Annotated in this window: 11 protein-coding genes; 8 read left to right on the top strand and 3 right to left on the bottom strand. The window is 61.8% G+C overall.

The genetic code is table 11. The features are described from left to right. Positions 1-63: 63 nt before the first annotated feature. Positions 64-1,038 (top strand): class 1b ribonucleoside-diphosphate reductase subunit beta, encoded by a 975-nt coding sequence (gene nrdF / locus ACIQTW_RS01930; RefSeq protein WP_011775019.1) that lies wholly within the window; start codon positions 64-66, stop codon positions 1,036-1,038. 101 nt (positions 1,039-1,139) lie between these two features. Here the strand turns inward: nrdF and ACIQTW_RS01925 are convergent, their stop codons facing one another. Further along, on the bottom strand, positions 1,140-2,579 hold the full coding sequence (locus ACIQTW_RS01925; RefSeq protein WP_402933115.1) for an HNH endonuclease: 1,440 nt from the start codon (positions 2,577-2,579) through the stop codon (positions 1,140-1,142). Between the two features lie 126 nt (positions 2,580-2,705). On the opposite strand from ACIQTW_RS01925, the gene ACIQTW_RS01920 reads away from it, so the two are divergent. Further along, a complete protein-coding gene (locus tag ACIQTW_RS01920; RefSeq protein WP_402933112.1) occupies positions 2,706-3,680 on the top strand; it encodes a dienelactone hydrolase family protein in 975 nt (324 codons plus the stop codon). 18 nt (positions 3,681-3,698) lie between these two features. Here ACIQTW_RS01920 and ACIQTW_RS01915 read toward each other — a convergent pair whose 3' ends face one another. Further along, the gene (locus tag ACIQTW_RS01915; RefSeq protein WP_402933109.1) at positions 3,699-4,814 is read right to left on the bottom strand and encodes a YhcG family protein; all 1,116 of its coding nucleotides are present in this window, start codon (positions 4,812-4,814) and stop codon (positions 3,699-3,701) included. 33 nt (positions 4,815-4,847) lie between these two features. Here ACIQTW_RS01915 and ACIQTW_RS01910 point away from each other — a divergent pair, with 33 nt between their 5' ends. After that, the gene (locus tag ACIQTW_RS01910) at positions 4,848-5,339 is read left to right on the top strand and encodes a DNA alkylation repair protein (protein ID WP_402933106.1); all 492 of its coding nucleotides are present in this window, start codon (positions 4,848-4,850) and stop codon (positions 5,337-5,339) included. Between the two features lie 67 nt (positions 5,340-5,406). Further along, positions 5,407-6,909: an FAD-dependent oxidoreductase gene (locus tag ACIQTW_RS01905; protein WP_402933103.1), complete on the top strand. Its 1,503-nt coding sequence runs from the start codon at positions 5,407-5,409 to the stop codon at positions 6,907-6,909. Here the strand turns inward: ACIQTW_RS01905 and ACIQTW_RS01900 are convergent. Continuing rightward, positions 6,906-7,874, bottom strand: coding sequence for a hypothetical protein (locus tag ACIQTW_RS01900; protein WP_402933100.1), 969 nt, complete (start codon positions 7,872-7,874; stop codon positions 6,906-6,908). The genes ACIQTW_RS01905 and ACIQTW_RS01900 overlap by 4 nt on opposite strands. 95 nt (positions 7,875-7,969) lie before the next feature. On the opposite strand from ACIQTW_RS01900, the gene ACIQTW_RS01895 reads away from it, so the two are divergent. The 4 genes from ACIQTW_RS01895 (at position 7,970) to ACIQTW_RS01880 (ending at position 12,447) form a co-directional block, all read left to right on the top strand. Further along, positions 7,970-8,458 carry a DedA family protein gene (locus ACIQTW_RS01895; RefSeq protein WP_402933097.1) on the top strand — a complete coding sequence of 163 codons (489 nt, stop codon included), beginning with the start codon at positions 7,970-7,972 and terminating at the stop codon, positions 8,456-8,458. 31 nt (positions 8,459-8,489) lie between these two features. Then, a complete protein-coding gene (locus ACIQTW_RS01890; protein WP_402933094.1) occupies positions 8,490-9,293 on the top strand; it encodes a thioesterase family protein in 804 nt (267 codons plus the stop codon). After that, entirely contained in the window at positions 9,293-10,042 is a 750-nt protein-coding gene (locus ACIQTW_RS01885; RefSeq protein ID WP_402933093.1) for a biotin/lipoate A/B protein ligase family protein, read from the top strand. The genes ACIQTW_RS01890 and ACIQTW_RS01885 overlap by 1 nt, the downstream gene beginning before the upstream one ends. 86 nt (positions 10,043-10,128) lie before the next feature. After that, positions 10,129-12,447 carry an FdhF/YdeP family oxidoreductase gene (locus ACIQTW_RS01880; RefSeq protein ID WP_402933090.1) on the top strand — a complete coding sequence of 773 codons (2,319 nt, stop codon included), beginning with the start codon at positions 10,129-10,131 and terminating at the stop codon, positions 12,445-12,447. Position 12,448: the final 1 nt, after the last annotated feature.

The following is a 12,448-nucleotide window of genomic DNA, read 5'->3' as shown; positions in this document are numbered from 1 at the left end:
CGGCGGGTTACCACCCGCCGTCGTAGGCTTATCTCAAGAAAACCATCGCTTTAAGGGGATGAAATGACCGAAAAGGTCAAGCTGCTGACACACGTCGAGGCCATCAACTGGAACAAGATCCAGGACGACAAGGACGTGGAAGTCTGGAACCGCCTGGTCAATAACTTCTGGCTCCCGGAGAAGGTGCCGCTGTCCAACGACGTCCAGTCGTGGCACACACTGACGCCGGACGAGCAGCAGCTCACCATGCGCGTGTTTACCGGCCTCACCCTTCTGGACACCATCCAAGGCACCGTCGGCGCCGTTTCGCTGATTCCGGACGCGATCACCCCGCACGAAGAAGCTGTGTACACCAACATCGCCTTCATGGAGTCGGTGCACGCCAAGTCCTACTCGTCCATCTTCTCCACCCTGTGCTCCACCAAGGAGATTGACGACGCTTTCCGCTGGTCCCTCGAAAACGAGAACCTGCAGAAGAAGGCTCAGATCGTCATGGACTACTACCAGGGCGACGATCCCTTGAAGCGCAAGGTTGCCTCCACTCTGCTGGAGAGCTTCCTGTTCTACTCGGGCTTCTACCTGCCCATGTACTGGTCCTCGCGCGCCAAGCTCACGAACACGGCCGACCTCATCCGCCTCATCATTCGCGATGAGGCCGTGCACGGCTACTACATCGGCTACAAGTTCCAGAAGGGCTTGGAGAAGGTTTCCGAGGCCCGTAAGCAGGAAATCAAGGACTACACGTTCGAGCTGCTCTTCGAGCTGTACGAAAACGAAGTCCAGTACACGCACGACCTCTACGACGGTGTCGGCCTGGCCGAGGACGTCAAGAAGTTCCTGCACTACAACGCCAACAAGGCCCTCATGAACCTCGGCTACGAGGCCATGTTCCCGGCTTCCGTCACCGACGTGAACCCGGCCATCCTGTCGGCCCTATCCCCGAACGCCGACGAGAACCACGACTTCTTCTCCGGCTCGGGCTCCTCCTACGTGATTGGCAAAGCTGTCAACACGGAGGATGAGGACTGGGAGTTCTAAGACCACGTCTAATACGCGACGATTAGGAGGCGGGCAGCGAGCAATCGCTGTCCGCCTTCTTGTGCGTAACTTGCGGCGTCGCAGCTCCCGCCGATGGGTGGTTACGTTCTGGAGGGGCGGTGTCCGGGCAGGGGTGGGGCTTTCGATTGGTAGGTGTGCCCGGTGGGGGTGCTGATTTCCAGGGTGTGCGTCCCCCCGTGCTCGTGGGCATGTACGGTTTTGCTGGTCCAGCCGGGGTTTTCCTTGGTGTGGTTGCACGCCTCGCACAGTCCTGCACCGTTGGTGAGGTGTGTTGTTCCTCCGGAACGCCACGGAAGCACATGGTCGATGTGCCGGATGGGCGCATCGCAGTACGGCGTGCGGCAGGTATCGTCGCGGGTTTCGATGAAACGCCGAAGCCTTGCAGGGAAGAGCCGGGCTTTGGAGTCCATGCTCAACAGCTCGCCACTGGCCGGCGCGGTGTAGAGCCGCCGAAGCCCGACAGAGAGCTCTGCATCCGGCGTTCCCGCGTGATCTTTGCCGGTTCGCCCCCGGCCGGAGGCCGGGTTCGCCACTGTCTGTCCCAAGGTTGCGGTCTGTTCCGGGGTTGCGGCTTGCCCGGAACCGAGAAGTTCCCTTGCCCATTCTGCCGGGACGATTCCGTAGCCCTTGAGCCGTGCCGGTTCGCTGTCACCTTGGAAGAGGGTGCGGTCGGTCATGACAAGGTCCAGGTTGATCCCCGAAATCCCACCGGGTGTACCCGTGACGCGTTCGACCAGGGTGTCGGCCATGACCTGGCCACGGGTCGGGACAACCCCGCCTGTCCCCGCATCACCGCTGGAACGGGCCGAATCAGCCGCGCGGCACAGAGCAGCGTAAACAGCCACCCCCTGGGCCACGGGAAGCAACGCGGTCAAGTACGTCATCGTGTCCGGCGCCGGGCGCAGGCTCACCATCCGTTCGGCGGCCGCACGGCTGGCACGCCCCGCCACCGATCGCGGGTCACGCCGATACGCGGCAGCCTTTGCTGCCGCGATGATCGTCTTATCCCCGGCACCATCAAAGGTCCCGGTATCGGCGGCGAGCTCCTCATCCACCGCGCCCCGGTCCTCAACAGACAAACACGCGGTCTCTTTCACCAGCAGCGTGGCCCGCCACTCATTCAACTGCCCCGACTTCAAAGCAGCCAACGTCCGCGGCATCTCCATCACAAGGGCCTTCGCCAAACCCAACAACCGGGACCCCCGATTCGGTGACTCCCGCCTCGCCAACGCCACCTGCGCACCCACACCCTGCCCCCGCTCCGCCGCTGGAACACCCGCCTCGGCCTGCTCGGCACGCTGGGCAAGATCAAAAGCCACGGCAACCCGCGCCTGCAACGCCGTAATGGCCGACTTCATCTCCTCCAACACCCGCAACTGCTCGATCAAGTCCCCACACACAGAGCCGGCCGGAACCGGACCCGCCGAAACCGCGCCGGGTTGAGACACGCCTCGGGATGTGGCACGAAGATGCGCAGCGGACACCGCTGTCTTCGTTTGCCTTTCCCGGATCTGCTCCATGTCCCTACTCTCGCAGGAGGCACTGACATTATTAGACGCTTCGCCCGGGACTGAGATTGAACCATCCCGCCCTTGTCCGCGTCTTCTCATCAGGAGAGGATAAGTGCCATCTTCGGGAGGACCACCATGACTCAGCTAGGCAAGTTTGAAAAGTACTTGATCGAAGAGTTCTACGACGACTTCCGGTCGGGGGACATGTCGCATAAGACATTCACCAGGCGGGTGGCGTTCATCATGGGAAGCATGACCGCGGCCGCGGCGGCCATGACTTTGGTCGGCTGTACGCCGGACGAGGTTCCCCAAACCACTGACCCCATGCCCACGCCTTCACCGACATCCGAGGCGGCAAGAACAGGGACTGCGACTACTGCAGTTCCCAACGCCAAGAGTCCGTTATCTGTCCCGGAGGGTGCTGCGGGCCTGACGACGGCAACAGTGACATTCCCCGCAAACGGGACGGAAATCAGCGCGTACTTGGCCAGGCCCGAGGGGAGCCAAAAGGGCCCCGGCGTCTTGATCTGCCACGAAAACCGAGGCCTCACACCGCACATCCAGGACGTCGCCCGGCGCTTCGCCAAGGAAGGGTACGCGGCGCTGGCGCTGGACCTCCTCAGCAGGGAAGGCGGCACCGCGAATATGGATCCGGACGCTGTCCCCGGCGCTCTGACGCAGGCGGGCGCCCAAAGGCACGTGGACGACTTCAAAGCAGCCTTGGAGTACCTCAACGGCCAGGATTTCGTCGAAGAGGGCCGGATCGCCATGGTGGGTTTTTGCTTCGGCGGCGGCATCACGTGGCAGGCAAGCACCGAGATCCAAGGACTCAAAGCAACATCCGCCTTCTACGGTCCCGCCCCGGACCTGGCCAAGGTGCCCACCATCAAACCGGCGGTCTTTGGCGTCTACGCGGAGAACGATGCACGCATCACCGGTGCAATGCCCCAGCTGCAGGCAGCCTTGGATGCCTCAACGGTCAAGCACCAGCTCAAGGTGTACCCCGGCGTGGATCACGCGTTCCACAACGACACGGCTGAGCGCTACGTGGAGGCTCAGGCAACGGCAGCGTGGAACGACACCCTGACTTGGTTCAAGGACAACGTCTAAGCCGCTGTATCCGTGAACTCAGCCCTGCAACCGCGCAGCCTCGCTCGCCAGTTCGGCCTCCAAGGTCTCGATACTCGGCAGGCTCGCCACCAACTCATCGGGCAAGGAGTCAGCAAGGGAGGTTTTCCACTCCGCGATGCCCACGGGAGCGTTGAACCCACGCAGTGCGTACTCGGCCACCACGCTGTTCTTCTCTTTGCACAACAGCAGGCCGATGGTGGGCTTGTCGTCGGGATGTGCCATGAGGTCGTCCACGGCCGCCATGTACATGCCCAATTGCCCGAGGAACCCAGGTTCGAACTTCACGGCCTTGAGTTCAATCACCATGTAGCAGCGCAGCTTCAGATGGTAGAAGAGAAGGTCCGCGAAGAACTCGTCCCCGGCGATCTCCAGCCGGACCTGCTCACCAACGAAGGCGAAACCCTGCCCCAGCTCCAGCAGGAATTTCTCCACGTGTTTCACCAACTGCAGCTCCAGGTCCCGTTCGGTGTGCCGATCACTCATGGACAGAAAGTCAAAGACGTAGGGGTCCTTGGTTGCCTGCTGGGCGAGGTCCGAATCGGCAGGGACCATGGTGGTTTTGAAGTTAGTGATGGCCTGCCCTGAGCGCTCGTGCAAGCGCGTTGAGATCTGGTGGGTCAGCACGTTGCGTGACCATCCGTGTTGGGCAGCTGCCGCGGCGTACCAAAGGCGCGTGGCGGCGTCGTCGAGCTTTTCCAACAGTGCGATCTGGTGGTACCAGGGCAATGTTGCAAGCGGCGCTTGCAACATTGGAAAGTCCGGCCATGCCTGGGCGAAGCTCTTCATGTACCTCAGGTTCCTGGGGGAGAAGCCTTTAGCTTCCGGGAACCGCGTCCGGATGTCGGCGGACAAGCGGGTGACCACCTTGGCTCCCCAGCCTTGCTCGGATTCACGGTCGGCGAGCTGCCGGCCGATGCTCCAGTAGGAATTCAACAACTCGCTATTGGCCGCTGCCAGCGCCCGGGTCCTGCCGACACGGACCTCTTGGGCCACGGTGTTGAGCAATGCGGGGTACCACTCGGGCATGGACGAAGCAGCGGGGACACCCGGAAAGGATGCTTCGGTGGCGAGCTCTTGGGACGGCATGTTGCTCCTGTCGGTTGCTGTTGTCATCACGCTAGGTGGAGGCACTGACAAAATAGACGGGTGAGTGAAGCTGGTGAATTCGTGGATTACACCCTGCAGATGGAATCGACCTGGGAGAAAGCTGCAGAGGCCACTGAGCGCCTGGGCGGGAGCATGAAAGTGTACGGCGCATCGGTGGGTGCAGTGCGGGGCACGGTGAGGGATGCACTGAAGCGGTACAAGAACCTCGGCCACGACGACATCACTGCCTTGAGCTCGGAGCTGTGGGCCGAGCCGGTCTTTGAACGGAGGCTTGCTGCCGTGGTTCTGCTGCAGACCAAGGTAGGTGTCCTGATCAACACCGACCTCACCCGTATGGAAGGTTTCATCAGACAGGCCGGCACACGGGAGCTGGTGGATCCCTTGGCCGCAGACGTTGTGAGGCCGTTGCTGGGACGGCTGGAGGGACTTGCGAAGGAACGCGCTGAACGCGTGCTGGAGCGTTGGGCCATGGATCCGGACCCCGAACTGCAGCATGCAGCTGCTGTGGCGAGAGGCGCCGCCACCTCTTGATAAGCATCAGCGACCCGCCTAGCGTTTCCCTCACCACATGCCAGTGAATTGAGAGGCAGGTTGATCGATGAAATCGCTGTGGTTGGACCGGGAATCCCGCTTCATGTCCGACTCAATCCCCGAGGAAAAGCACTTTGACACGATAGTGGTGGGCGCCGGGCTCACTGGAATGGTGACGGCCTTGCTGTTGTCCAGGTCCGGGCAGCGGGTAGTTGTTTTTGAAGCCCGAACACTCGGTGCAGTGACCACCGGAAACACCACCGGCAAGTTGAGCCTCCTGCAAGGTGGAGCTCTTTCAGCCTTGCGTAGCCAGTACTCCTTGAAAGTGGTGCAGGCCTATGTGGAGGCAAACAAGAGCGGCCAGGCCTGGCTGACGCAGTACATGGAGCAGCAGGGCATCCCGTTCCAGCGCCGGACAGCAGTCACGTTCGCAACCACGGACGACGGCGGCCAGCGGCTCCGTAAGGAGGCTGCAGTTTCGCGGGACGCAGGTTTGGACGTCCACTTCAGCCGTGACCCCGGATTGCCGTTCCCTGTTGTTGAAGCTTTGGAACTGGAAGGCCAGGCCCAAATCCACCCCATGGACGTGCTGGAAACACTCGCCAGGGACATCCGCGAGCATGGCGGCCTCATCGTTGAGGACATGCAGGTGCAGAACGTGGGCTCCGAGCAACCCATGGGGGTTTCCACCCGAAAGGGCACGTTCACTGCCGACACAGTGGTGATAGCTACGGGCATCCCCATCCTGGACCGCGGCCTGTACTTCGCCAAGCTTGAGCCCAACCGGTCCTATGCGGCCGCCCTCAAGGTATCGGGCGACATTCCTAAGGGAATGTATCTGTCCATCGATTCGCCCACGCGCTCCCAGCGCACGCAACCTACTCCCAACGGCGAGCTGCTCCTGGTCGGCGGCTATGGCCACACGGCTGGTCGGGCGAAGTCGCCCAAGGCGCACCTGGATGACCTGCTCGGATGGGCAACACAGCACTACCCCGGAGCTGAGGTCACCCACACGTGGTCAGCACAGGACTACCAAGCCACTAACCTGATGCCGTTCTTCGGCAAGCTTCCCCGCGGCCACGGACGGATCTTCTTCGGCACAGGCTACAACAAATGGGGGATGAGCAACGGGGTGGCGGCAGCGCTATCCATCACTTCGGACATCCTGGGCGGCCAGTCCGACTGGGCCAGCGTTATCCACCACCGGGTTTCCTCGCCCCAGGGCGGGCTTCAGGCGGTCCGCCTCAACGCCGGCACCACCAAGCGGATGGTGGAGGACAGGGCAAAAATCAAGGCTAATCCTGAAATAACTGATCAGACCCGTCCCGCCGAAGGAACCGGTGTGGTGGGGCTGTACAAAGGTGAACCGGCGGCAGTGTCCACCGTGGACGGCAACGTCTGCATGGTGTCCGCGAGCTGTGCGCACCTGGGCGGTATCGTGAGCTGGAACGACGCTGAAAAATCATGGGACTGCCCCTTGCACGGTTCGCGCTTCACCCCGGAGGGAAAGTACCTCGAAGGCCCGGCCACGCATCACCTGCAGAAGTCGCCGGTCAAGAAGAAGGACTAGCTCAGCCGATCGACGCGCCGCTGGGCTTGGTCCGCGGCGCGTCGTTGCTGGGTTGCGGCCCGCACTGCACGCTTCTTGTCTGATTCGGCGGATTCCGCATCACGGGTGATCCCAATGAGTTCGGCTTCAAGGGCGGCCAGACGCTTCTTGAGGTCTTCGATCTCGGATTTGAGGTTGGATTTTCGGTCCGCCAACTCTTTGACTGTTTCCCACGCGTCGGATGCTCCCGCTTCTGCTTCCTTGGCTTCCTTTTCGGCAGCCTCGAATTCACGGCGGGCCTCTTCCAGTGCTGCTTGTTGCTTGGCGGCGCGTCTATCGGCCAGGGACGTCGCTTCGTCTTTGGATGCTTTCTCCTTGGGTGCCTTCTCTTTGGAAGGCTTGTCTTTGTTAGGTGCCGGTTCGGCCTTGGCCGCACGCTTCGCTGGTGCCTTTCCAGTTTCAGGACCTGCCTCGTCATCCGGACCTGGCGCAGCGATGGCACCTGCAAGGTCCACTGCCTCGAAGCCGCTGCCGCTGAGCCCTCGCACCAAGCGGCCCGTTCCTACTGCGGCGGCGGCACCGGCATCGGCCATAGCTGCCCTGAATGTCTGCTCAACGTCGGCTGCTGCGGCAGCGCTGAGGGGAGCGCCCAGCTCGGATGCGAGATCCTTGGCCGAATGCACGGCAGATGTCAATTGTCCCTGGCGCTGCTGCCCGAGTTCGCGAAACGCTTCTGCGTCACCCTCCTCTTGGGCGGTTCGAAGCGAAACGCCAAAGCGCACGACGTCGTCAATCACCTCTGGCTTGTGGAGGGCCAGCATGTTGATGGCCCAGGCGCCGGCGGCCGGCTTTGGGAGGCTGCCGATCTCTTTGGCCAGGTCCTTGTTGCCGGCATCCTTCGCTTTGCGGACCAGCGCAGTTCGTTCCGCCGTGAAATCACGGGGTGTCACGGCGTACAGCTTCTGGGCGGCGTCGCGGAGATCCATGCACTCATCCTAGGGTTTGACCCGTCATACGGTTTGCAGGGCAGTCCCCGGGCTCGAGTCTTCATTGACCCGCTGCTTAGGGTAGCCTAAGTCGAGTGGAGCAGATCATGAGTTTGCCTTTCGGCGTCGCACTCGCGGCGCTCTTCGCGATTGTCATGATCCGCGTCAATGTGACCTACTGGATTGGGCGGGGAGCCGTTGCCGGACTCGCGCACACGCGCTTCGGTGATTCTTTGGAGCGGCCCAAAGCAGCCCGTTCCCAGGCCCTGATCCAGCGGTGGGGCCCGTACGCCGTCGTGCTTTCTTTCCTGACCATCGGCCTCCAAACGGCTATCAACCTGGCAGCGGGTGCAGCCCGCATGCCGCTCCGTCGGTACTTGCCCGCTGCTGTGGCAGGTTCTGTCATTTGGGCATTGCTTTACGCAACCATTGGTCTCGCTGCTTTGGAGGCGTGGCTTGCGGTAGCGGCAGCGTCGCCAGTAGGTGCTGCGGTGGGAGTTGCAGCCTTGGCGGCCATCGTCGTCTGGGTTGTCGTGTTCCGTCGGCGTCGGGCGAGGGCCAAATCAGCGGATACAGTGGTCTGAGTTCTACAGCTGGATCGGCGAAAGGCCTGGGTTGACTACTGCATTACCGGAACTGGCGGACGGCGATTTTTACTACGAATCACTGGGCGAGGGCCGCTACCGGTCCACCATCCATGCCCAAGGTGCGTGGAATCCCCACGAACAACACATGGCCCCCGCCTCGGGCATCATCGCCGATGCCCTGATGCGCCATGAACCCCGGGACGACGTCCGTCTGGCGCGGATCAGCTACGAAATCCTCGGGCTGATTCCAGGCGGCGATTTCCAGGTCACCACCTCGACGCTGAGGCCGGGAAGGACCATCGAGCTTATCCAGGCAGAGCTTTCGGCGGGAGGCCGCGTGGCTATCCGCGCTGCCGCGTGGCGCATGGTCACCAGCGACACCAACGCAGTAGCCGCGGTGGAAGACGAGCCCATGCCGGCCCCCGACGAGTGCAAGCCATGGGATGGCGCCAGCGTGTGGCCCGGGGGTTACATCCGGTCATTGGAGATGCGCATCGCCGAAGGCCACCGTCCAGGATCAGGAAAGGTGTGGATCCGGACGTCCCACCCGCTCACGGATCAAGGCGACAGCGCCGATCTCGCCCGCCTCACGGGCTTGGTGGACACCGCCAATGGGATCGCGGCCCGCGTTCCGCCGGGCGAAAACAGCTACATTTTTCCCAACGTCGATCTCCAGATCCACATGTATCGTGCTCCATCGGGTGAATGGTTGGGCCTGGACAACAAGGTCTCTTTCGGGGCTGACGGCATCGGCCTGACATCCACTGTGCTCCATGACGTCAACGGACCTTTCGGGCGGGCCGAACAGATCCTGACGTTGAGGAAGAGCTGATGGTCGCCTCGGACGCAGGGACCCGCCAGCTTACGGTTTATCGCCAGAAGGAATCGATGGGCGCGGCGGGAGACCTCGATTTCGCCTTGGAGCTGCTTCAGCGCGCCCGGAACGGCAAGCTCGGCCCGTCTCTCCGCCTCTATCGTCCGCAGCCTACCGTCGCTTTCGGCCAGCGCGATGCAAACCTGCCTGGTTTTCACGCAGCGGAGGAGGCCTGCCGGGAACTCGGTTTCGAGCCCCTGATACGAAAGGCAGGAGGCCGCGCCGCGGCGTATCACCAAGGGACCTTGGTGATAGATCACATTGAGCCGCATCCCGATGCGATCGTGCGCGCCAAAGCCCGTTTCTCGGAGTTTGGTGAGCTGCTTGCCGGGGCGCTTCGCAGCGTCGGAGTTCACGCAGCGGTCGGCGAAATTCCCGGGGAGTACTGTCCTGGAGAATTCAGCGTCCACGGTGAAGACCCTGATTTTCCTGCCCACCGCATTAAGCTCATCGGCACTGCCCAACGCGTCGTCTCCGGAGGCTGGCTGTTCAGCTCCGTGATCGTGGTGGAGGACTCCAAACCCATTCGCGAGGTCCTGACGGCGAGTTATGCTGCGCTGGGGCTCGAGTGGGACACCGCCACTGCCGGGGCTGCGAATGACCTGCTGCCGCATCTGGACGTAGCCACGGTGGAGGATGCCGTGATTGAGGCTTACCGCGGTTACGCAGACATCATCGACGGCGACTTCCGGACTTTGCTGGGCTAGTCACCGTAGCTTGCGTTGAGCGTCTTCCGTACCGGGTTTAGGCTGAAGGAATCAGCTACCCAATTCACGCGGATCGTGGTGGAGCAATGGGACGGAAAAAGCATCCATTGGAGGACACTGACGCTGAGCTCAGTGTCAGTCCGCCGAAGCGGTCTGCAGCCGGATTGCCGAGCCTCCTTCATTCGTTGCCGCTTTCCATGACTTCGATGGGACCGTCCAGGACGTGGAAAACGCTGGCCGCCCTCAACCAGAAGGACGGGTTCGATTGCCCGGGCTGTGCTTGGCCGGATCCTGAGAAGCGGAAGGCCGCAGAGTTCTGTGAGAACGGCGTCAAAGCCGTGGGCTGGGAGGCTGAAGCACTCAAGATTCCAAGGCAGTTCTGGGCTGATAACAGCTTGGGTGTTTTGGAGTCCCGGTCTGAGTTCTGGCTGGGTCAGCAAGGAAGGTTGGTGGAACCCGTCCACAAGGCTGCGGGGTCTGACCACTACGTACCTGTCAGTTGGGACCGGGCGTTTGAGGTCATCGCCCACGAGCTGAAAGGGCTTGAGACCCCGGACCAAGCGACGTTCTACACCAGCGGACGCACAAGCAACGAGGCTGCGTTCCTCTATCAACTTTTCGTGCGGGCATTCGGAACCAACAACCTCCCCGACTGCTCAAACATGTGCCACGAATCCACAGGTGCCGCGATGGGGGAAACCATCGGCGTGGGGAAGGCTGCCATCACCTATGCGGACTTTGCCAAGGCCGACCTGATCGTCATCATGGGCCAGAACCCGGGAACCTGCCATCCGCGGATGCTCACGGCCCTGGAGGAAGCGAAAGAAGCGGGCGCGGAGATTGTGGCCGTGAATCCGTTGCCCGAGGCTGGTTTGATCAACTTCCGGAACCCGCAACGTCCACGGGGTCTGGTAGGCAAGGGCACAGATCTGGCAGACCAGTTCCTGCAGATCCGCCTCGCCGGGGATATGGCGTTGTTGCAGGCACTTTCAAAGCGCGTCCTGGATGCCGAGAGGGCTGCTCCCGGAACAGTGCTGGACCGCACGTTCATAGATGAGCATTGCCAAGGCTTCGTTGGTTTTGCAGCCCATCTCGCCACGTTGAATGAACGCGATGTCCTCACTGCCACAGGGCTTGGCAGCGCGGACATTGATGAACTGGCCGCGAGGTACCTCCGTGCCGAAAAAGTCATCATCACGTGGGCAATGGGTATTACGCAGCATAAGAAGGCCGTGCCCACCATCAAGGAGATCATCAACCTGCTCCTGCTGCGCGGTAATATCGGAAAGCCCGGCGCAGGGCCGTGCCCCATCCGTGGACACAGCAACGTCCAGGGTGACCGGACCATGGGCATTTGGGAGAAGATGCCGCCACGGTTCCTGGAGGCAATCAAGCGGGAGTTCGGCTTTGCCCCGCCACAGCATCCCGGCGTCGATGCAGTGGACAGCATCAGGGGCATGCGTGATTGCAGGATCAAAGTCCTGATCGCGTTGGGCGGCAACCTGGTCCACGCGATTTCAGATACCAAGGTTGCTGAGGCGGCGGTGCGGAAAACGCGTCTGTCCGTGCAGATTTCAACCAAACTCAACCGCTCCCATGTGGTGGTAGGTGATCAGGCCCTGATCTTGCCGACGTTGGGGCGAACAGAGATCGACAGACAGGGCGGCGTGGAGCAGTTTGTCACCGTGGAGGACACTGTCTGCGCGGTACATCGCTCGGTGGGTCCGCTGGAGCCGATAGCTCCGGATGTGTTGTCCGAGGTGGCCATCGTCAGCCGCCTTGCCCAAGCTGTCCTGGGCGATAAAGTACCGGTCGATTGGGCCGGGCTGGGACGCAACTATGATGCCATTCGGGACCACATATCCCGGGTTGTGCCGGGGTTTGAGGATTTCAATGCCCGCATCCGCGAGAAGGATGGCTTCGTCTTGCCTCATGGGCCGAGGGACAGCAGGACATTCCCCACAGCAACAGGCAAAGCTCTGTTCTCCGTGAACGAGCTTGAGACAATTGCGATTCCCCAGGGCCGCTTGCTTCTCCAAACAATCCGGTCACATGATCAGTTCAACACCACCATGTATGCCATGAGCGATCGATACCGGGGCATAAAGAAAGGCCGCATGGTCCTCCTGGTGAATCCGTCGGACCTAACCGCGTTGGGTTTCGAGGACGGGGGCTACGTGGACGTACACAGCGAGGCCGACGACGGCGTTGACCGTGTTCTGCCTCAGTTGCGTTTGGTCGCGTACCCCAGTGCGCGGGGATGCGCCGCTGCGTATTATCCGGAGGCGAATGTCCTGGTGCCGTTGGATTCGACAGCGGAGGAGAGTAATACGCCAGCCTCAAAGTCGGTGATCATCAGGCTTGAGCCGGCCGCCGCCCCGGTATACGGGTCGGCAGCCGGCTGAC

The sequence above is a fragment of the Paenarthrobacter sp. NPDC090517 genome (assembly GCF_044769165.1).
In the GTDB taxonomy this organism is placed as follows: domain Bacteria; phylum Actinomycetota; class Actinomycetes; order Actinomycetales; family Micrococcaceae; genus Arthrobacter.
Note: the sequence above shows the minus strand (reverse complement) of the source record. Positions and strands in the feature narration are given on the sequence as shown.